Origin of the sequence: Micromonospora sp. DT227 (genome assembly GCF_049841835.1) — a bacterium.
GTDB lineage: Bacteria > Actinomycetota > Actinomycetes > Mycobacteriales > Micromonosporaceae > Micromonospora.
In genome coordinates, this window is record NZ_JBNCLA010000001.1 from 327,142 (window position 1) to 347,142 (window position 20,001).

The 20,001-nt window shown below is 74.4% G+C and carries 21 protein-coding genes; 13 read left to right on the forward strand and 8 right to left on the reverse strand.

All coding sequences use genetic code 11. The features are described from left to right. Positions 1-22 precede the first annotated feature (22 nt). Together ACLQ2W_RS01675 and ACLQ2W_RS01680 are read right to left on the reverse strand one after the other, a co-directional pair. Complete coding sequence (locus ACLQ2W_RS01675; protein WP_199199675.1) at positions 23-367, reverse strand: metallopeptidase family protein; 345 nt, start codon at positions 365-367, stop codon at positions 23-25. An 84-nt stretch (positions 368-451) separates the two neighbouring features. Beyond that, positions 452-880, reverse strand: a complete 429-nt coding sequence (locus ACLQ2W_RS01680) for an OsmC family protein (protein WP_281934034.1) — start codon at positions 878-880, stop codon at positions 452-454. Positions 881-1,006: 126 nt separating this feature from the next. Between ACLQ2W_RS01680 and ACLQ2W_RS01685 the strand changes: the two genes are divergently transcribed. From ACLQ2W_RS01685 to ACLQ2W_RS01695, 3 genes are all read left to right on the forward strand, one after another. Continuing rightward, on the forward strand, positions 1,007-1,756 hold the full coding sequence (locus ACLQ2W_RS01685) for a hypothetical protein (protein WP_425784969.1): 750 nt from the start codon (positions 1,007-1,009) through the stop codon (positions 1,754-1,756). A gap of 237 nt (positions 1,757-1,993) precedes the next feature. After that, positions 1,994-2,815: an HAD family hydrolase gene (locus ACLQ2W_RS01690; protein ID WP_107156443.1), complete on the forward strand. Its 822-nt coding sequence runs from the start codon at positions 1,994-1,996 to the stop codon at positions 2,813-2,815. Continuing rightward, positions 2,815-3,627 carry an HAD family hydrolase gene (locus ACLQ2W_RS01695; RefSeq protein WP_405091733.1) on the forward strand — a complete coding sequence of 271 codons (813 nt, stop codon included), beginning with the start codon at positions 2,815-2,817 and terminating at the stop codon, positions 3,625-3,627. The genes ACLQ2W_RS01690 and ACLQ2W_RS01695 overlap by 1 nt, the downstream gene beginning before the upstream one ends. Before the next feature lie 37 nt (positions 3,628-3,664). Here ACLQ2W_RS01695 and ACLQ2W_RS01700 read toward each other — a convergent pair whose 3' ends face one another. Beyond that, positions 3,665-4,252, reverse strand: coding sequence for a bacterial proteasome activator family protein (locus tag ACLQ2W_RS01700; RefSeq protein WP_405091734.1), 588 nt, complete (start codon positions 4,250-4,252; stop codon positions 3,665-3,667). A gap of 56 nt (positions 4,253-4,308) precedes the next feature. Between ACLQ2W_RS01700 and ACLQ2W_RS01705 the strand changes: the two genes are divergently transcribed. Then, positions 4,309-5,136, forward strand: a complete 828-nt coding sequence (locus ACLQ2W_RS01705) for an alpha/beta hydrolase family protein (protein WP_425784970.1) — start codon at positions 4,309-4,311, stop codon at positions 5,134-5,136. Between the two features lie 47 nt (positions 5,137-5,183). Further along, a complete protein-coding gene (locus tag ACLQ2W_RS01710) occupies positions 5,184-6,404 on the forward strand; it encodes an ABC transporter substrate-binding protein (protein WP_425784971.1) in 1,221 nt (406 codons plus the stop codon). 72 nt (positions 6,405-6,476) lie between these two features. On the opposite strand, the gene ddaH is transcribed toward ACLQ2W_RS01710, so the two are convergent. Continuing rightward, positions 6,477-7,310: a dimethylargininase gene (gene ddaH, locus ACLQ2W_RS01715; RefSeq protein WP_405091737.1), complete on the reverse strand. Its 834-nt coding sequence runs from the start codon at positions 7,308-7,310 to the stop codon at positions 6,477-6,479. 59 nt (positions 7,311-7,369) lie between these two features. On the opposite strand from ddaH, the gene ACLQ2W_RS01720 reads away from it, so the two are divergent. Next, positions 7,370-7,828: an Lrp/AsnC family transcriptional regulator gene (locus ACLQ2W_RS01720; RefSeq protein ID WP_107156437.1), complete on the forward strand. Its 459-nt coding sequence runs from the start codon at positions 7,370-7,372 to the stop codon at positions 7,826-7,828. Between the two features lie 56 nt (positions 7,829-7,884). Then, the gene (locus ACLQ2W_RS01725) at positions 7,885-8,841 is read left to right on the forward strand and encodes a zinc-binding dehydrogenase (protein ID WP_425784972.1); all 957 of its coding nucleotides are present in this window, start codon (positions 7,885-7,887) and stop codon (positions 8,839-8,841) included. Positions 8,842-8,855: 14 nt separating this feature from the next. Here ACLQ2W_RS01725 and ACLQ2W_RS01730 read toward each other — a convergent pair whose 3' ends face one another. The 3 genes from ACLQ2W_RS01730 to mobA all read right to left on the reverse strand — a co-directional run bounded on the left by ACLQ2W_RS01730 (position 8,856) and on the right by mobA (position 10,886). After that, positions 8,856-9,953 carry a T3SS (YopN, CesT) and YbjN peptide-binding chaperone 1 gene (locus ACLQ2W_RS01730; protein WP_425784973.1) on the reverse strand — a complete coding sequence of 366 codons (1,098 nt, stop codon included), beginning with the start codon at positions 9,951-9,953 and terminating at the stop codon, positions 8,856-8,858. A gap of 79 nt (positions 9,954-10,032) precedes the next feature. Beyond that, a complete protein-coding gene (locus ACLQ2W_RS01735; protein WP_281934018.1) occupies positions 10,033-10,290 on the reverse strand; it encodes a DUF6457 domain-containing protein in 258 nt (85 codons plus the stop codon). After that, positions 10,287-10,886 carry a molybdenum cofactor guanylyltransferase gene (mobA, locus tag ACLQ2W_RS01740; RefSeq protein ID WP_425784974.1) on the reverse strand — a complete coding sequence of 200 codons (600 nt, stop codon included), beginning with the start codon at positions 10,884-10,886 and terminating at the stop codon, positions 10,287-10,289. The genes ACLQ2W_RS01735 and mobA overlap by 4 nt, the downstream gene beginning before the upstream one ends. Before the next feature lie 92 nt (positions 10,887-10,978). On the opposite strand from mobA, the gene fdhD reads away from it, so the two are divergent. Then, positions 10,979-11,833, forward strand: a complete 855-nt coding sequence (gene fdhD, locus ACLQ2W_RS01745) for a formate dehydrogenase accessory sulfurtransferase FdhD (RefSeq protein WP_107156434.1) — start codon at positions 10,979-10,981, stop codon at positions 11,831-11,833. Between the two features lie 57 nt (positions 11,834-11,890). Here fdhD and ACLQ2W_RS01750 read toward each other — a convergent pair whose 3' ends face one another. Then, positions 11,891-12,994 carry a DUF4192 domain-containing protein gene (locus ACLQ2W_RS01750; RefSeq protein WP_425784975.1) on the reverse strand — a complete coding sequence of 368 codons (1,104 nt, stop codon included), beginning with the start codon at positions 12,992-12,994 and terminating at the stop codon, positions 11,891-11,893. 161 nt (positions 12,995-13,155) lie between these two features. Between ACLQ2W_RS01750 and ACLQ2W_RS01755 the strand changes: the two genes are divergently transcribed. From ACLQ2W_RS01755 to ACLQ2W_RS01775, 5 genes are all read left to right on the forward strand, one after another. After that, entirely contained in the window at positions 13,156-14,070 is a 915-nt protein-coding gene (locus ACLQ2W_RS01755; protein WP_425784976.1) for a fructosamine kinase family protein, read from the forward strand. Next, positions 14,067-15,083: a GTP 3',8-cyclase MoaA gene (gene moaA, locus ACLQ2W_RS01760; protein ID WP_405091744.1), complete on the forward strand. Its 1,017-nt coding sequence runs from the start codon at positions 14,067-14,069 to the stop codon at positions 15,081-15,083. Before ACLQ2W_RS01755 ends, moaA begins: the two co-directional genes overlap by 4 nt. Before the next feature lie 2 nt (positions 15,084-15,085). Continuing rightward, a complete protein-coding gene (locus ACLQ2W_RS01765; protein WP_107156430.1) occupies positions 15,086-15,331 on the forward strand; it encodes a MoaD/ThiS family protein in 246 nt (81 codons plus the stop codon). An 11-nt stretch (positions 15,332-15,342) separates the two neighbouring features. Then, positions 15,343-16,701 (forward strand): metallophosphoesterase, encoded by a 1,359-nt coding sequence (locus tag ACLQ2W_RS01770; protein WP_425784977.1) that lies wholly within the window; start codon positions 15,343-15,345, stop codon positions 16,699-16,701. A gap of 94 nt (positions 16,702-16,795) precedes the next feature. Beyond that, entirely contained in the window at positions 16,796-19,984 is a 3,189-nt protein-coding gene (locus tag ACLQ2W_RS01775) for a UvrD-helicase domain-containing protein (protein WP_425784978.1), read from the forward strand. Positions 19,985-20,001: the final 17 nt, after the last annotated feature.

Below are 20,001 nucleotides of genomic sequence, written 5' to 3' on the forward strand. Positions count from 1 at the left end.
GCGGGGGTCGGGCGGGACCCGGTCAGCCCCAGCCGAGGGCGTGCAGGCGCTCGTCGTCGATGCCGAAGTGGTGGGCGATCTCGTGCACCACGGTCACCGCGACCTCGTCGACGACGTCGTCGTCGGTGTCGCAGATCGCCAGGATCGGGTTCCGGTAGATCAGGATGCGGTCCGGCAGCACGCCGGAGTAGTCCCAGCCGCGCGCGGTGAGCGCGTGCCCCTCGTAGAGCCCGAGCAGGTTCTCGCCGGGCGGTGGGTCGTCCTCCACCAGGATGACCACGTTGCTCATCAGCCCGAGCAGCTCCTCGGGCACCTCGTCGAGCGCCTCGCCGACCAGTTCCTCGAACCGGTCCCGGCTCATCTCCACGGCCACGCGGCCGGTCCCTCCCTCACGGTCGGCACGCGGCACGGCGAGGACGCCCGAGAGGGCGCCCCCACCGCGTCGGACGGGTCAGGCCAGGCGGGCGGTCAGGGTGATCTCGGCGCCCGGGGAGAGCAGCCGGGAGATCGGGCAGCCCTCCTTGGCGGCCTCGGCCAGCTTGGTGAAGCCGGCCTCGTCGAGGCCCGGAGCCTGGCCGACGGTCTCCAGGTCGATGCGGGTCACGGTCATGCCGGCGTCGGTCTTGTCGAAGTGCACCTTGGCGGTGGTCTCCACCGACGTGTCGGTGACGCCCGAGTCGGCGAGCTGCTTGGAGAGCGCCATCGAGAAGCAGCTCGCGTGCGCGGCGCCGATCAGCTCCTCGGGGTTCGTGCCCTCACCCTCCTCGAACCGGGACTTGAAGGAGTAGTTGCCGGACAGGCCGCCCTTGCCGGTGCGGACGGTGCCGGACCCCTCGGCGAGGTTGCCCTGCCAACGAGCGGAAGCGGTACGGATAGGCATGGCACCGACGCTAACCGAAAGCGGGCCGTCCCGCACCGCCTGTCCTGCTCACCTCGCGGTCCGGGTGACCGGGGGCCGGCTGTGCCATGATTCGACGCAGACCCGCGTACCGGAGAAGGGTGGCCGATGTCGCAGGATCCCCCGGTCCCCAGGCAGGACAACCGCGCCGACGGCACCACGGTGGTGGAGTGGGGCGACGCCGACACCGGGGCGGTTCCGTCCGGCCGGTTCGGTCGGGCGCTGGCCGGTCTGGGCCGGGACCATCGCCTGCCGCCGGTGCTCGCCGGGCTCGGCGCGGTCGCCGCGCTCGCCTCGCTGATCGGCGAGTGGCTGGTGATCACGGTGCCCGACGAGGGGGAGGACGGGAACACGACGTTCCGGCTGCCCAGTGGCGTCGCCGAGATCGGCGGCTTCGGGGCGGCGTACCTCGTGGGGCTGCTCGGGCTGTCGGTCGCGGTGGCGCTGGCGCTGCGCGGCGCCCCGGCGGTGCGGCAGCACGCCCGGATCGCCGGGCTGGGCCTGGCGGCGACGCTGCTCGGCGTGCTGGTCGCGACCGCTTCCTCGCTCCAGCCGCTCGCCCGGCGCATCCTCTTCTTCCCGGTGGAACGGGACATCCAGGTGGAGCACGGGCGCGGCCTGGTCACCGCGTTCCTCGCGGTGGCGTTGCTGGCGGTCGCGCTGCACCTGGCCGGGCGGGCCACCGACCGGACGGGCGTCGAGGCGGCGCCGGACGACGAGACACCGGCCGACGAGACGCCGGACGACCGGCCGTTCCGGCGACGTCGCCGGGCCCGGGACGACGAGGCGCCGCCGGCGCCGGCCGACCTCACGGTGGAGCCGACCGTGCCGTTCGCCGGCCCCGAACGCTCCCGCTGAGCGGGCCGACCCACCGACCCCGCCGGTCCGCCGGTCTCGCCGCCGCCACCGGCCCGCCGACCTGCCGACCCGTCGGTGCGGCGGCCACCGGATCGCCGCCGTGGATTCGCGGCGGATTCGCCGGAACGCCATGGTCGCCCCCTGCCGCGCGAGATACGGTTGCTGCCCGCCGTTCGACGGTCCTGGCACGAGCACCGGACCGGCCGGCGTGACGGCGGCGGGGCCGAAGGAGGAGCCATGACCCGCCCGGGCCTGCCCAAGCTGATCGCCACCGACCTCGACGGCACGCTCGTCCGCAGCGACGACACCGTCTCCGCGTACACCCACGGGGTGCTGGACCGGGTGCGGGCCGCCGGGATCCCGGTGGTCGGCGCCACCGGACGCGGGCCCCGGCTGGCCGAACTGAGCCGCAACGACATCCGGGCCGCGGACTTCCTGGTGATGGCCGGCGGCGGGTGGGTGGTCGACCAGAGCGACCCGGCCGGCCCGCTGGTGCTGCGCGACGAGCGCCTCCGGGGCGAGGTGCTCGCCCGGCTGATCGCCGACCTGGAGGCCGCGGTCGGCCCGCTCACCGTGATGGTGGAGGCGTCCGGCGAGGACGACACGCCGCTGTGGGGCGATTACCACCCGAGCTGGCCCTACCCGGACCGGTTCGAGGCGCGCAGCCGGGCGGAGTGCCTCTCCTGCGACGTGGTCAAGGCGTTCGCGCGGACCGAGGACCACCACGTCGACGAGCTGCTGGCGGTGGCCCGCCGGATCGTGCCGGCGGAGGTCGCCTCGCTCACCCAGGCCGGGCTCGGCTTCGTCGAGATCTGCCCGCCCGGGGTGGACAAGGCCTCCGGGCTGAGCGTGGTCGCCGAGCGGCTCGGGGTGGACCCGGCGGACGTGCTGGTCTTCGGCGACCAGCCCAACGACCTGCCGATGTTCGGCTGGGCCGGCTGGGCCCGGGTGGCGGTGGCGAACGCCCACCCGGAGGTGCGCGCCGCCGCGGACGAGGTCACCCTGCGCAACGACGACGACGGCGTCGCGGTCTACCTGGACCGACTACTCTCCCGGTGATGGGAGAACCACCCCGCCTCGTCGCCAGCGACATCGACGGCACGCTGCTCACCGACGACCGCACGCTCAGCCCGCGTACCGCGCGGGTGCTGGCCCGGATCGCCGCCGCGGGCACGCCGGTCGTGCTGGTCACCGGCCGTCCGATCCGCTGGCTCAAACTCGTGTACGACCAGCTCGCCGCGCCGCTGCCGGCCATCTGCGCCAACGGCGCGGTGGTGTACGACCCGGCCGCCGACGAGGTGCTGCGCGCCGACCCGCTCGCCCCGGAGCTGCTCGCCGAGGTGGCCCGGCGGTTACGCGCCGAGGTGCCCGGGGTGAGCTTCGCGGTGGAGATCGTGGACAGCCGGCAGATGCGGCACGAGTCGCACTACCCGCTGCGCTGGGACGCCGACGCGGACGCGATCCGCGCCGTCGAGTCGCCGGAGGAACTGCTCGCCGCGCCGGCGGTGAAGTTGCTGGTCCGGGCCGGGGAGCAGGACCCGGACGTGTTCGTCCGGGTGGTCGCCGGTGCGCTCGAAGGGCTGGCCGAGGCGACGCACTCGTCGTACAGCGGCCTGATCGAGGTCTCCGCCGCCGGGGTGACCAAGGCGGCCGGCCTGGCCTGGTACGCGGCCCGGCTGGGCATCGACGAGCGGGACGTGCTGGCGTTCGGCGACATGCCGAACGACGTGCCGATGCTGACCTGGGCCGGTCGGGCGGTGGCGGTGGCGAACGCCCACCCGGCCGTCCGGGAGATCGCGGACGAGGTGACCGGGGCGAACACCGAGGACGGCGTGGCCGCGTACCTGGAGAAGATCTTCGGGGTGGACTGACCGGCCGGGGCGCGTCAGGCGCCCCGGCCGGTGTCGGTCAGAGGTACTGGCCGGGCGCGTGGCCCTCGGTGCCGGGCATGCCCGGCATGCCGGGGACCATCCCGCCGGGGCCGCTGGGCAGCGCCTGCCGGCCGGAGCGCATCTGCTCCAACTGGACGCGGGCGGCCATCTGCTGGGCGACAAGCGCGGCCTGGATGCCGTGGAACAGCCCCTCCAGCCAGCCGACGAGCTGGGCGTGGGCGATGCGCAGCTCGCCCTCGCTGGGCGCCTGCTGCTCGGTGAACGGCAGTGAGATCCGTTCCAGCTCCTCGCGGAGCTCGGGGGCGAGGCCCTCCTTCAGCTCGACGATCGAGCGTTCGTGGATCTCGCGCATCCGGTGCCGGCTGGCGTCGTCGAGCGGGGCGGCCTTCACCTCCTCCAGCAGCTGCTTGATCATGCTGCCGATCCGCATCACCTTGGCCGGCTGCTCGACCAGGCGGGTCGGGTCCTCGCCCTTGCCCTCCTCGGTCTGCACCGTGCCGACCGGTCGACCGTCCGGGCCGACCACCACCACGGTGCCGGGGATGCCGTCGTTGGCCTGTTCGTCGTCGTGTCCACCGGAGTGTGCTTCGGTCATGGCACCCATCTTTACCCACCCCGGCCACGCGCACGCGCCCGGACCGGGCAGGCTACCGTCCCGGCATGCCCAGCGACCCGCGTGAGGTGCTGACCCGGCCGGCCCCGCCGCCGGACGCCACCGTCGCCTACGGCGACCATCCGGACCAGTGCGCCGACCTGCGCGGCCCGGCCGGTGAGGGGCCCGCCCGGCCGCTGGTGGTCGTGGTGCACGGCGGCTTCTGGCGGGCCGAGTATGACCGGACCCACACCGGCCCGATGGCGGCGGCGTTGGCCGCGCTCGGTCATCCGGTGGCCCAGCTCGAATACCGCCGGACCGGTCGGCCGGACAGCGGCTGGCCGGACCCGCTCACCGACGTGCTCGCCGGCGTCGCCGCGCTGCCGGGGCTGGCCGCCGCCGCATGGCCCGGCCGGGTGGCGCCGGTGCCGCCGATCCTTCTCGGCCACTCCGCCGGTGGGCATCTGGCGCTGTACGTGGCGGCCCACGCCCCGGAAACGACCGGCGGGGTGCTCGCGTTGGCCCCGGTCGCGGACCTCGCCGAGGCGTACCGGCTGGACCTGGACTCCGGGGCGGTGGCCGCGCTGATCGGCGGGAGCCCGGCCGACGTGCCGGAGCGGTACGCCGCCACGGATCCATCGGCATTGGTGCCGATACGAACACGCACAGTAGTCATGCACGGCGTTCTCGACCGGCAGGTTCCGGTGTCGATGAGCCGCTCATGGGTGGCCGCCGACCGGGCCGCCGGCGGCTCCGCCACGCTCATTGAGCTGCCAGAATGCGAGCATTTCGGGCTGATCGCCCCCGACTCGGCCGCCTGGCCGCGGGTGGTGACGGCGTTGCGGTCCCTGCTCGGTGATCCACCCGGCATTGACGCAGCGTCGTCGACCAGGTAGAACGCCGGAGGGGTGTGCACGATGGCCACCCCCGCGGAAGGAAGTCGGTGGCACAGATGAACCGCAGGCGGGCCCTGCAACTGCTGGCCGCACTGGGCACCACCGGGCTCGCCGCGGGCTGCGGCCCCGGCGACGACGGCACGGACCAGGCCGCCCCGGGCAGCCCGGTCAAGATCGGGCTGATCGTGCCCGGCAGCGGCCCGAACAAGGTCATCGGGGACGAGATCGCCAACGGCTTCCAACTCTTCCTCGCCACGCACGGGCAGCAGCTCGGCGGGCACCCGGTCACCGTGGTGCCGGCCGAGGAGGGCGACAGCGTCGCGACCGGCAAGGCCGCCGTCGACCGGCTGCTCAAGGAGGGCGTGCTGGCGCTCACCGGCGTGGTCAACCCGGCCGTCATGACCGGCATCCGGGACACCGTGGAGGACGCCCGGGTGCCGCTGATCGGCTCCAACGCCTCCCCGGCCACGCTCCAGGGCGTCGTCTTCATCTGGCGCACCTCGTACGTGCTGGACGAGCCGGGCGTGGCACTCGGCGAGTACCTGCGGCAGAACCTGGACCCGTCCAGCCGGATCGCCATCTTCGGCACCCAGGGCGCCGGCAGCCGGGACGTCGTCAACGGGCTGCGACGCGGCTACGAGCAGGGCCGCCGGCTCACCGAGGACCCGATCTACACGCCCGACTACGCCAACCCCAGCAAGGGCGCGTACGCCGGGCCGATCCGCAAGGCGCTGGGGCGCCGGCCGGACGCGGTCTTCTGCCACTACACCGGCGTGCAGGCGGTGCAGTTCGTCAAGCAGCTCTACGACGAGGGCTACCGGGGGCCGATCTACGCGCCCGGCTTCCTCACCGAGGGGACCGTCCTCGACCAGCTCGACGACGGCGAGAAGGGCCGGGACCGGGCGCTGATCGAGAAGTACGGCATCGAGACCGCGCTGAACTACTCGGCCGACCTGAACAACACCGCGAACCGGGTGTTCGCCTCGGCGTACCGCAAGACGTTCAACACGTCCCCGACCACGTACTCGATGGCCTCGTACGACGCCGCGCTGGTGCTGGACAAGGCGATCCGGCTGACCGGCGGGAACGTGTCCCCGCAGCAGGTCAACCTCGCCCTCGGCACGATCGGCCAGGTCGACAGCCCGCGGGGTCCCTGGCAGTTCAACCAGCCGCGTACCCCGCAGCAGAAGTGGTACCTGCGCAAGGTGCAGCTCGACGGCCGGATGCTCTCCAACGTGGTGATCAACGAGCTGGCCACGCTCGGCTGACGCGACGACGAGGGCGGCCTCCCCGGGGGGAGACCGCCCTCGCGCATGTCCAGCTCGGTGCCGCAGCTCGGCTCAGTGCCGCAGCTCGGCGATGCAGCACTTCACGCTGCCGCCGCCCTTCTTCAGCTCGGCCAGCTCCACCGGCACCGGGTGGTAGCCGGCCGCCTTCAGCTTGCCGGCCAGCCGGGTGGCGTCGCTGTTCAACACCACGTTGAGCCCGTCGCTGACCAGGTTCAGGCCGAACGCCAGGGCGTCCTCGTCGTCCGCGACGACCGCGTCCGGAAACAGCTGGGCCAGCACCTTCTGGCTGGCCGCGGAGAACGCGCCCGGGTAGTAGACGACGTTCCCGTCGTCGATCGAGGCGAGCGCCACGTCGAGGTGGTAGAAGCGCGGGTCGACCAGGCGCAGCGAGATCACCGGCCGGCCGAGCGCCTCCTGCGCCTCGGCGTGCGCGGCCAGCTCGGTACGGAAGCCGTGGCCGGCCAGGACCAGACCGCCGTGCGCCTCCGGCAGGTACGCGAAGTCGCCCTCGCCCTCGTTGGTCTCGCTCGGCGCGATGAAGTGCCAGCCCTGCGCCTCGTAGAACGCCCGGTGGGCGGCGGCCTCGGCGGCACGCTGCTCGTGCTTGAACCGGGCGCCGTAGACGGTGCCGTCCACCACGAACGCCCCGTTCGCGGCGAAGACCATGTCCGGCAGGCCGGCCTCGGGGGTGAGCAGGTGCACGTCGTGGCCGAGCCCGACCAACGTCTCGCGCAGCCGGTCCCACTGCTTGACCGCCAGGTCGGCGTCGACCGGCGTGGCCAGGTCCATCCACGGGTTGATCGCGTACTCGACGGCGAAGTGCTCCGGCGAGCACATGAGATATGTCCGCTTTCGCGGGACTCGCTGCTGGTTCACGGTCACCAAGAGTAGGTAGGCTGGAACTTTGGTAACAGCCACAACCATTGCTTCCCGAGGGCGGAACGTTGCAGATAGACGCGGTTGACCAACGAATCATTGCGTTGCTCGTGGCGGACGCCCGCGCCTCGTACGCCGACATCGGCGCCCGGGTGTCACTCTCCGCCCCCGCGGTCAAGCGACGGGTCGACCGGCTGCGCGCCACCGGCGTGATCCGCGGCTTCACCGCGGTCGTCGACCCGGCCGCCGTGGGATGGACCACCGAGGCGTTCGTCGAACTGTTCTGCGCCGGCCGGACCACGCCCGCGCAGATCGGCGTCGCCGCCCGCCGGCACCCCGAGGTGGTCGGCGCCTACACCGTCTCCGGCGAGGCGGACGCGCTGGTGCACCTGCGCGCCGCCGACATCGCCCACCTGGAGGAGGCACTGGAACGGCTGCGCGCCGAGTCGTTCGTCACCTCGTCCCGCAGCACCATCGTGCTGTCCCGACTCGTCGAGTCCCCCGGCGTCGGCCCGTCCACGAGTTGACCTCAAGCCCGCTTCACGTCGTTCACTCCTTCGAGGTGGACGATCCGGGAGGCGCGATGCGTGCGGTGTGGCTGCGAGAATTCGGTGGACCCGAGGTGCTGGTGCCCGGTCCGGCGCCGGACCCGGAGCCCGGTCCGGGTCAGGTGCTCGTCGAGGTGGCGCACGCGAACCTGACCTTCGTCGAGACGATGTTCCGGGCCACCGGGTTCGGCCCGTTCACCGGCGAACCGCCGCTGATCCCCGGCAACGGCGTCGGCGGCACGATCGGCGCGGTCGGCCCCGGAGTCGATCCGGCGCTGGTCGGCCGACTCGTCGTCACCGGCACCGGCGGCACCGGCGGGTACGCCGAGCGCGTCGTGGTCGACCAGCACACGCCCATCCCCGTACCCCCCGGGTTGCCGCTGGACACGGCCGTGGCGCTGCTCGCCGACGGCCGGACCGCGCTGATGCTGGCTCGGGCGGCCGGGCTGCGGGCCGGCGACCGGGTACTGGTGGAGGCCGCTGCCGGCGGGGTCGGCACCCTGCTGGTGCAGCTCGTCGCGCGGGCCGGCGCGACGGTGGTGGCCGCTGCCGGCGGCCCCGCCAAGGTCAACCTGCTCCGCGCCGCCGCGGTCGACGTGGTGGTCGACTACCGGCAGCCGGACTGGGCCGGGCGGGTGCGGGCCGCCGTCGACGCGCTCGACGTGGTCTTCGACGGCGTCGGCGGCACCATCGCCCGGGAGGCGTTCGACCTGCTCGACCGGGGCGGACGGATGCTCAGCTTCGGGCTCGCCGGCGGCGCCTGGGCGGACGTCCCGGCCGACGTCGCCGCCGCCCGAGGCGTGACGCTGCTGCGCCCCCGGCCCCGACCGGACGAACTGCGCGCGCTCACCGAGGAAGCCCTCGGCATGGCCGCCGACGGACGGCTCCGGCCACTGATCGCCCAGCGCTTCCCGCTGGAGCGCGCCGCCGAGGCACACGCCGCGATCCAGTCCCGGTCCACCGTCGGCAAGACACTGCTCGACGTACGCTGACCCGGGCTCCCCGCTCAGAGGTACATGCCGGTGCGGTGCTCCTGCGGCCGGGCCGGCTTGTCACCCTCACCGAAGAAACGCTTGCCGCCGAACTCGCCGTGCAGCCGATCGTCCAACTCGTCGGCGAGACCGGTCATCACCTGCACGGCCAGCATCAGGTGAGTGGCCTGGAAGTTGCGGCCGAAGACCGGGATGGACGCCCAGACCGTGTCGTCGGCGCAGTAGAGCCGGCCGATCGGCATCCGGTTGGTCAGCTCGGAGAGCTTCACGTAGAGGCGCTCGGTCGGCTCGACCTCGGTCAGCACCGGGGAGAAGACGTCGACAAGCGGCGGATTGTCGCGGACCCGCACGAAGACCATCGCCGAGCCGGCCCGGATGTTGATGTCACCGTCGGAGTCGACCTGCACCTGGTCGGAGTTCGACTTCAACATCGTCGAGACGACCGTACGGACCCGCTCCTCCAGGGCCAACACGTCGTTCTCACCCGCCTGGGCGGCCGCCGCGGCGGCCAGCGCCTCCTCCAGGTCGGCCTCCACGTCCCGGTCCGGGCCGAACTCGCTGCGGGCGGTGCCGAGCGGCTCCACCGGCAGCGGCTCACCGTCGGCGTCGTGCACCAAGTAGACCAGGAACGCGGGATGCGGGGCGCCGTAGACGTCCCGCAGCGTCCGGGAGAGCACCGCGGACAACCGGGTCGCCTCGTCGACGCCGCAGTCCAGGCCGAACTGCTCGCCGGAACCCGCCACCACGCCGGGCGGCGACCAGCCCAGCGCCACCATGTCGGCCACCGCCGCCCGGTCCAGCCGGTAACCCGCCGGCAGCGTGGCGTTGCCGATCGCCCGGGCCGACAGCGCGCCGTCCTCGCCGGCGTCCGCGCTGACCGAGTAGACGGCATCCCCGGTGCCCGAGGCGGTCGGGTCGAGTGTCACCTCCAGGTGACCACCGGCCGGCAACCCGCGCAGCCGCTCGGCCAGCGCCCGGGCGAACTCCCGCCAGGCCTCGGTCACCTTGGCCCGCAGGTCAGCCGTGGTCGGCTCGTCGAGCAGGATCGAATCGTGCTGCTCCGGCGTACCGCCGGAAGGCTTGTCGACCGGCGAGGGGTGGTCTGCCGTCATGATCGCCTCCGTCCGTTCCCGCCACCCTACCCACGGGCGGCGGGGGCCGAATCACAGCCGACCAGGATCGGACAAGTCGCTACGCCACCGGCGTCGTCCCGTCCAGCTCCACCGGCCACGACCCCGCCAGCGCGCTGAGCCGGGCCGCCACCGCGGCCGGATCCGCGCCGCGCCCCACCGCCACCCCCAGGAGGTACGCGCTGACCGGCGCGCCCGGCCGCACCACCTGATGCGCCACGTCCCGGGCCACGTCCAGCACGGCCGACACCGGCACCTCGGCCGGATCCAGCTCCAACTCGGCGCAGGCCGCGGTGACCCAGTCGTCCAACACGGTCATGTCGTCCACTCCTCGGCCCGGCGTACGTCCTCGTCAGTGTCGCAGTCGAACCAGGGCGGCGGCCCGGCACCGGACCAGGCCACCTCCCGAACCGTGGCACCGGCCAGCAGGCCCCGCACCGCCGCGCCGTCGACCGTGCCGCCCCGCTCCGCCGCCAGCCGGTCCACCGCCGCGCGCAGCGCCGGCAGCCGCCAGACGCCGCAGAGCTGCTGCCGGCGACCGTCGCCGTCCACGTAGCAGGCCAGACCGGCGGTCGACCCGTCGAGCGCGCGCCGCAGCTCCGCCACCGCGGCGGCGGTGAGCAGCGGCAGGTCGGCGGCGAGCAGGGCGACCGTGGTCGTACCGGGTCGCAGCAGGGCCAGCCCGGCCGCGGTCGCCGCCACCGGGCCACCGCCGGCGGGCTCCTCGCGGGTCACCCGCACCGCCGCGGGCACCGGGCCGGACGGACCGACCACGATCCGCTCGTCGGCGTCGGCCACCGCGGCCAGCACCCGGTGCAGCATCGGCCGGCCACCGACCGGACGGGCCGGCTTGTCCACCCCACCCATCCGGCGGGCCGCACCGCCGGCGAGCAGTACCGCCGCGTACCCGGTCACCGCCTCACCCTACCCACGGCCCACGCCGGAACACCGGGTCAGACGGGCGTGCTGAGGTGCGGGTGGGACCGGGTGCGGGAGAGGATGGCGGCATGGGACGGGCGACAGACCGGCGTGGCGTGCTGCGGATCGACCTCGGGGCGGCGGACGACCGCCGGGACCGGGTCCGCCGGCAGGACACGCTGGCCGTGGAGGAGCCGCTGGAGATCCGGGTCGGACCGGCCGGCCCCGGTCGTCGCCGGCCGCTTGCGGTGACCATGCGCACGCCCGGCGACGACCTGGACCTGGCCATCGGCTTCCTGCTGACCGAGGGGCTGATCCGGTCGGCGGAGGATGTGCACACCGCGCAGCTCTGCTCCGGAGCGGAGACCCCCAACACCTACAACGTGGTCGACGTGGTGCTCTCCCCCGGCGTGCCGGAACCGGCCACCGACCCGGCACGCAACTTCTACACCACCAGCTCCTGCGGAGTGTGCGGCAAGGCGAGCATCGAGTCGGTCCGCACCCGCTCCCGGTTCGCCGTCCGGGAGGACCCGCTGGAGGTCACCGCCGCACTGCTGGCCGGGCTGCCCGACCGGCTGCGTGCCGCGCAACGCGCCTTCGACCGCACCGGCGGCCTGCACGCGGCCGGGCTCTTCACCCCGGACGGCGAACTGCTGGCCCTCCGTGAGGACGTGGGCCGGCACAACGCGGTGGACAAGGTGATCGGCTGGGCCACCCGGTCGGACCGGCTGCCGCTGGCCGGTCACGTCCTGCTGGTCTCCGGCCGGGCCAGCTTCGAGCTCACCCAGAAGGCGTGGATGGCCGGGGTGCCGCTGCTCGCGGCGGTCTCCGCGCCCAGCACGCTCGCCGCCGAACTGGCCGAGGAGGCCGGGATGACGCTTGTCGGATTCCTCCGCGGCCCGACCATGAACGTCTACACCGGGGCGCAGCGCGTGCCCCGCTGAGGCGGCGGCACAGCGACCCGGCCGCACGTCGGCGCGGACGACACCGCTGCCTCCGGTTCAGCGGCGCGGACGACGCCGGCGGCGGCGGAGGACCGCCGGGCCGGCGACACCCGGCCAGCCGTCCAGCTCGGACGGGGCCACGCCACGGCGGAGCGCGTCGTCGAGGAGCACCGCGAGGGAGTAGGCGGGATCCGCCGCGAGCACCCGCTCCAGGGCGACGGCGGCCAGCGCGCCGTGCCCGGACCGCCAGGCGGCGAACGCGAGCAGCGTTCCGGGGGCCGCGGTCAGTTCGGGTTCGGCCCGTCGGAGCACGTCGGTCCACAGGCTGATGTCCGTGTCCCGGCCGTCGGTGCGGGACCATGCGTGGTCGCGCACCACGAGGTGGGCGAGGAGCACGGTCAGCCAGGCCACCTCGTCGTCGGTGAGTCGCTCACCGTGCCGCTGCCGACGAAACGCGGCCCGTACCGCCGCCGTGCCGGCCGCCCGCACGGCCCGCGTCCCGGCGGACCGGAGACCACCGGACTCCGCACCGCCGGGCGAGGGATCACCGGACTCCGCACCGCCCGGCGAGTGGCCGTCGGGCGGCTCCCCGGTGAGTGCGGCCAGCCGGCGGCGGGCCCGCACGGTGGCCTGGCGCATCGCGAGCCGGACCGGGCCGCCGAACGACGACACCTGCGCGGCCAGGGCGGCGCGGTCGGGCAGGGCGACCTGACCGGCGAAGACGGCCGCCGCGCTGACCCGGCTCGCGGCCGGGTCGTACGGCGTGCCCTCCACCGGGCAGCAGGTGGGCTCGTCGCAGAGGTACGACCACCAGCGACCGTCCGTCACCCGGAGCGCGTCGAGGACGATCAGCCCCGCGTCGTCCAGCGCCGCGCCCACCGCGTCCACCACGCCGGTGACGCGGGTGGCCGGACCGAAGCCGATGACCGTCGCGGCGTCGGCGTCCTGCCGGGCCACCACCTGCGCCAGGTGCCGGGCCGCCGGACCGGGGTCGACACCCGGCTCGGGGAGGTCGCCGCGGGCCGCGAACACCACCCGCCGGCCCCGCACCGCGACCACCACCACGCTGTCCTCGGGGTGGAAGCCGAGCAGGTAGGGCACGGCGGCGACGAGGTCGGCCGGGGAGCGGACGGAGAGGCGGGGACGCTCGGTGGAGTTCATGCCGGGAGCGTGCGGGGGGCGCCGCCGCCGCGACAGGCCCTGTTGACGACACGCGGCTCATCCACAACCCCCGAACGCATCGGCCCAGGTGGGCAGCGTCCGCCACCCGCCACGGTACGACAGGGCCGACGCCTGTCCCAGGTACCGGCTACCTTGCGCTCATGGACCTGGCGTACCTGCGGGCACACCCGGAGCACCTGCCGACCTTCCTGACCCACCAGCGGATCCGGGAGACGCCGGTCTCCGGCGGTGACATCTGCGCCGCCTCGCGACTCACGCTCGACGACGGCCACTCCGTCTTCGCGAAGACCTGGCCGGAGCGGGCGACGCGGCCGGTGCCGGAGGGCTTCTTCGCCACCGAGGCGGCCGGTCTGCGGTGGCTGCGCGAGGCCGACGCGGTTCCGGTGCCGGAGGTGCTGGTCGCGCTGCCGGGGCTGCTGGCGCTGGACTGGGTGGAGCCGGGCGAGCCGGGCCCGGAGGCGGCGGAGGCGTTCGGCCACGGGCTGGCCGCGCTGCACCGGGCCGGCGCGCCCGCGTTCGGCGCGGAGTGGACCGGGTTCATCGGCGCGCTGCCGCAGGACAACACGCCCGACCGGGGGCCGTGGCCGGAGTGGTTCGCCCGGTGCCGGCTGCTGCCGTACCTTCGAATGTCGGTCGACGGGGGCGCGCTCACCGGCGCCGCGACGGCGCTTGTCGAGCAGGTCGTCGACCGGGTCGGCGAGTGGGGCGGCGACGAGCCGCCGGCCCGGCTGCACGGCGACCTCTGGCCCGGCAACCTGCTCTGGGGCGCCGACGGCCGGGTCTGGCTGGTCGACCCGGCCGCGCACGGCGGCCACCGCGAGACGGACCTGGCGCAGCTCGCGCTCTTCGGTGGTCCGCCGCAGTTCGAGCGGATCCTGTCCGCCTACCAGGAGTCCTGGCCGTTGGCCGACGGCTGGCGGGAGCGGGTGCCTCTGCACCAACTGCACCTGCTGCTGGTGCACACCGCGCTGTTCGGGGCGGCGTACGCGGAGGCGGTGGTCTCCGCCGCCCGTGCCGCGCTCGGCGGCGTCCGACGCGCTACGGTCGACGGATGACCGCCCCCCGGACGACGGCAGACGGGGTCCTCACCGACCGGTTCGGCCGGGTCGCCCGGGACCTGCGGGTCTCGCTGACCGACAAGTGCAACCTGCGCTGCACCTACTGCATGCCGGCCGAGGGCCTGCCCTGGCTGGCCGGCCCGCAACTGCTCACCGACGACGAGATCGTCCGGCTGGTCGGAGTCGCGGTGCGCCGGCTCGGCGTCACCGAGGTGCGCTTCACCGGCGGTGAGCCGCTCATCCGGCCCGGCCTGCCCGGCATCGTGGCGGCCGTGGCCGCGCTGTCGCCCCGGCCGCGCATCTCGCTGACCACCAACGGCATCGGTCTGGCCCGACTCGCGCCGGCGCTGCGCGCGGCCGGGCTGGACCGGGTCAACGTCTCGCTCGACACGCTCGACCCGGCCCGGTTCGCCGCGTTGACCCGGCGCGACCGGCACGCCGACGTGCTCGCCGGCTTGGCCGGCGCGGCGGAGGCCGGGCTGACCCCCGTCAAGATCAACGCGGTGCTGATGCGCGGCGTCAACGACGACGAGGCCCCGGCGCTGCTCCGGTTCGCCCTGGCGCACGGCTACGAGCTGCGGTTCATCGAGCAGATGCCGCTGGATGCCCAGCACGGCTGGGACCGCTCGACCATGGTCACCGCCGACGAGATCCTGGCCGCCCTGCGCGCCGAGTCCGCGTTGCGGCCCGACCCGACCGAGCGGGGCGCCGCGCCGGCCGAGACCTGGCTGGTGGACGACGGTCCGGCCAAGGTCGGGGTGATCGCCAGTGTGACCCGGCCGTTCTGTGGCGACTGCGACCGCACCCGGCTCACCGCCGACGGTCAGGTGCGCAACTGCCTCTTCGCCACCGACGAGTCGGATCTGCGGGCCGCGCTGCGGGCCGGCGCCGACGACGAGGAGTTGGCCCGGCGCTGGCGGGCCGCGATGTGGGGCAAGCGGGCCGGGCACGGCATCGACGATCCGACCTTCCTCCAGCCGGCCCGGCCGATGTCCGCGATCGGAGGTTGACCGTGGAGTTGACCGTCCGTTATTTCGCCGGTGCGCGGGCCGCCGCCGGCCGGGCCGAGGAGACCGCATCCGCCGGCCGGTCGCTTGACGAACTCCTCGACGACCTGTCCGCCCGCCACGGTGACCGACTGGCCGTGGTGCTCAAGGCGGCGAGTTTCCTGGTCGACGGCGTCGCCTGTCATGATCGTCAGGCACCGTTGCCGGCCGGGGTCACGGTGGACGTGCTGCCACCCTTCGCGGGCGGCTGAGGGAGGCCGACGTGCTGGCGATGGCGACATTCGTGGGTTTCGTCGTGCTCGTGATCGGGCTGATCCACTACTACCTGTGGCGGCGGCTGGTCCGGGACACCACCCGTCCGGGGCGGGCCCGCCGGGTCGGGGCGGCGGTGGCGGTCCTGCTCGCGCTGCTCGTGCCGGCGACCATGGCCGGCACCCAGAACGGCTTCTACTGGCTGGCCTGGCCGGGCTACGTGTGGCTGGCCCTGATGTTCTACCTGCTGGTGCTGCTGCTGGTACTGGAGGTGCCGACCGCGGTGACGCGGCTCGTCCTGCGCCGCCGGGCCCGGTCGGTCACGTCCCCGGGGCCGGCGGCCGAGCCGGCGCTGGTCGGCGCCGGCACCTCCGCCGCGGCACCCGCCGAGGCCGGTGACCCGCCGCCGACCAGCGACGCCGGCAACCCACCGCCGTCCGTCGATGCCGGTGACACCCCGCCCGGCCGTCCCGGTGACACCCCGCCGGGAGCGCCCGGCCGACCGGCCGGCGGCGCACCCGTGGACCACGACCCGTCCCGCCGGCTGCTGCTCGCGCGTGGCGCGGCGATCTTCGCCGGGCTCACCGCCGCCGGTGTCACCGGGTACGGCGTCCGCACCGCGATGGGGCCGCCCCGGCTGGACCGGGTACGCATCCCATTGGCGAAGCTGCCGCGGAGCATGGACGGGCTGCGGATCGCCACCGTCTCCGACATCCACCTCGGGCCGCTGCGTGGCCGGGCGCACACCGAGCGCATCGTCGCCATGATCAACCGACTGGACGCCGACCTGGTGGCCGTGGTCGGCGACCTGGTCGACGGCTCGGTGGCCGAGCTGGGCCGGGCGGCCGAGCCGCTGCGTGACCTGCGCTCCCGTTACGGCAGCTTCTTCGTGACCGGCAACCACGAGTACTACTCCGGCGTGGAGGAGTGGGTCCGCGAGGTGGACCGGCTGGGCCTGCGGGTGCTGCAGAACGAACGGCAGGAGATCCGGGCCCGGGGTGGCGTGCTGGACCTGGCCGGCGTCAACGACGTGACCGCCGACGGCACCGGGCTGGCCGCGCCCGCCGACTACGCGGCCGCGCTCGGCGACCGCGACCCGAGCCGCCCGGTGGTGCTGCTGGCGCACCAGCCGGTGGCCGCGCACGAGGCGGCGAAGTTCGGCGTCGACCTCCAGCTCTCCGGGCACACCCACGGCGGTCAGATGGTGCCGTTCAACCTGGCGGTGAAGCTCCAGCAGCCGGTGGTCTCCGGTCTGGGCGAGGTGGACGGCACCAAGGTCTACGTCACCAACGGGGCCGGCTTCTGGGGGCCGCCGGTGCGGGTCGGCGCCCCGCCGCAGGTGACGCTCGTCGAGCTGCGTGCTCCCTAGCGGGTCGGGGGCGCGCCGTCCAGCACCGCATTGCTCAGGTCACGCGTACGCGTGGCGGCGGGCGGGTAGGCAAGCGGACGTGACAGGATGCGGCGTGCCTCCGTTCAGTGCCGCACCCCCCGGTGGCCTCCCGCCCTACGTCGCGGATCTGCACATCCACTCGAAGTACTCCCGCGCGTGCAGCCGTGACCTGACGCTGCCCAACCTCGGTTGGTGGGCCCGGCGCAAGGGCATCGGGGTGCTCGGCACCGGTGACTTCACCCACCCCGCCTGGTACGACCACCTGCGCGAGACGCTGCACCCGGCCGAGCCCGGCCTCTACCGGCTGTCGCCGGAGGCGGAGCGGGACATCGCCCGGCGGCTGCCGCCCCGGCTGGCCAGCGAGGCGGAGGCGGACCCGGTCCGGTTCATGCTGAGCGTGGAGATCTCCACGATCTACAAGCGGGACGACCGGACCCGGAAGGTGCACCACCTGATCTACCTGCCGGACCTGGACGCGGTGGGCCGGTTCAACACCGCGCTGGGCCGGATCGGCAACCTCGGGTCGGACGGCCGGCCGATCCTCGGGCTGGACTCCCGCGACCTGCTGGAGATCACGCTGGAGGCCAGCGGAGACGGCTTCCTGGTGCCGGCGCACATCTGGACGCCCTGGTTCTCCGCGCTCGGCTCGAAGTCCGGCTTCGACGCGATCGCCGACTGCTACGCCGACCTGGCCGAGCACATCTTCGCGGTGGAGACCGGGCTGTCGTCCGACCCGGAGATGAACTGGCGGGTCGGCAGCCTGGACCGCTACCAGTTGGTGTCCAACTCGGACGCCCACTCGCCGCCGGCGCTGGCCCGGGAGGCCACCGTCCTGACCGCCGACCGCGACTACTTCGCGATCCGGGAGGCGCTGCGCACCGGGGACGGGCTGGCCGGCACCGTCGAGTTCTTCCCGGAGGAGGGCAAGTACCACGCCGACGGGCACCGGCTCTGCGGCGTGAACTGGTCGCCGGAGCGGACCCGCGAGGCGGGCGGACGCTGCCCGGAGTGCGGCAAGCCGCTGACCGTGGGCGTGCTCAGCCGCGTCGAGGCGTTGGCCGACCGGCCGGCGGGGCACCGGCCGGCGCACGCCCGCGAGGTGGCCCACCTGGTGCCGTTGGCCGAGATCCTGGGCGAGATCAACAAGGTGGGTGCCCGGTCGAAGAAGGTCGAGGGCAAGCTCAACGAGCTGGTCGCGGCGCTCGGCCCGGAGTTGGAGATCCTCACGCGTACCCCGGTGGAGGAGATCGGCCGGGTCGGCGGCGAACTGCTCGCGGAGGGCATCGGCCGGCTGCGTCGCGGCGAGGTCCGCCGGGTGCCGGGCTACGACGGCGAGTACGGCGTGATCACGCTCTTCGACCCGGCGGAACTGGGCGCTCCGGGCGGCGGGGCCGGGCAGGAGACGCTCTTCGACGTACCCGTGCCCGTGCCCGCGCAGCGGCGGCCCACGGAGCCGGCGCCGAAGCCGAAGGCCAAGCGCCCGGCGGCGGCCCGGCCGGAGCCGAAGCGCAAGCCGCCCGCGCCGCCGCTGGCGCCGCCGCCCTCCCCGCACGAGCCGTTCGAGCCGATGCTCGCCGGCATGGAGGAGGTCGGCACCGGCCTGCTGGACCGGCTGGACGCGATGCAGCGGGTGGCCGCCTCCGCGCCGGGTGGCCCGCTGCTGATCGTGGCCGGTCCGGGCACCGGCAAGACGCGCACGCTGACCCACCGGATCGCCTACCTGTGCGCGGAGCTGAACGTCTTCCCGGACCAGTGCCTGGCGATCACGTTCACCCGTCGGGCGGCCGAGGAGCTGCGGCACCGCCTCGACGCGCTGCTCGGGCCGGTTGCCGAGGACGTCACGGTGGGCACGTTCCACGCGCTCGGGCTGACCATCCTGCGGGAGAACGCGGCGGCGGCCGGCCTGCCGGCGGAGTTCCGGATCGCCGACGACGCGGACCGGACGGCGGCCCGGGCGGAGGCCGGCGAGGACGACGAGCGGTACGTCGCGCTGCTGCGCAAGCGGGACCTGGTCGACCTGGACGAGCTGCTCACGTTGCCGGTGGCGGTGCTGAAGGGGGACCGGAAGCTGGTCCGGGAGTACCGCGAACGGTGGAAGTGGATCTTCGTCGACGAGTACCAGGACGTCGACGCGGTGCAGTACGAGCTGTTGCGGCTGCTCAGCCCGCCGGACGGCAACCTGTGCGCGATCGGCGACCCGGACCAGGCGATCTACTCGTTCCGGGGTGCCGACGTGGGCTACTTCCTGCGCTTCTCGCAGGACTTCACCGACGCCCGGCTGGTGCGGCTGAACCGCAACTACCGGTCCTCCGCGCCGATCCTGGCCGCCGCCGTGCAGGCCATCGCGCCGTCGTCGCTGGTTCGGGGCCGTCGGCTCGACCCGGCCCGGCTCGACCCGGAGGCGCCGCTGGTCGGCCGGTACGCCGCGACCTCGGTGGCCGACGAGGCCGACTTCGTGGCCCGCACCGTCGACGAGCTGGTCGGCGGCCTGTCCCACCGGTCGCTCGACTCGGGGCGGATCGACGGGCGGACGACCACGCTCTCCTTCTCCGACATCGCCGTGCTGTACCGCACCGACTCGCAGGCGGCGCCGATCGTGGACGCGTTGACCCGGGCGAACATCCCGGTGCAGAAGCGCTCACACAACCGGCTGCGGGACCGTCCGGGCGTGGCGGCCATCGCCCGCGAGCTGCGGCACGCCGGCCTGGACGGCTCGCTGACCACCCGGGTACGCGAGGCCGGCCGACTGGTGGCCGAGCGCTTCGCCGTGCCCACGCTCGACGGTTCCGGCACGGTACGCCCCGACGACGTCCGCAGCGCCGTGGACCTGCTCACGCCGCTGGCCCGCCGCTGCGGCGACGACCTCGGGCTCTTCCTCAGCCAGCTCGCCACCGGCGCGGAGGTGGACGCGCTCGACCCGCGCGCCGAGGCGGTCACGCTGCTCACGCTGCACGCGGCCAAGGGCCTGGAGTTCCCGGTGGTGTTCCTGGTCGGCGCCGAGGACCGCCTGCTGCCGCTGCGTTGGCCGGGCACCGAGCCGGACGACGACGCGGTCGCCGAGGAACGTCGGCTCTTCTTCGTCGGCCTGACCCGGGCGCAGGACCGGCTCTACGTGAGTCACGCCGCCCGGCGTACCCGGCACGGTTCGGAGCGGGACGCCCGCCCGACCCCGTTCCTCGACGCGATCGATCCGGCGCTGTTCGACCGGCTGGGCGCGGCGGAGCCACGCCGCCCCAAGGACCACCAACTCCGCCTGATCTGAAAGGCCGGGCCCCTTCT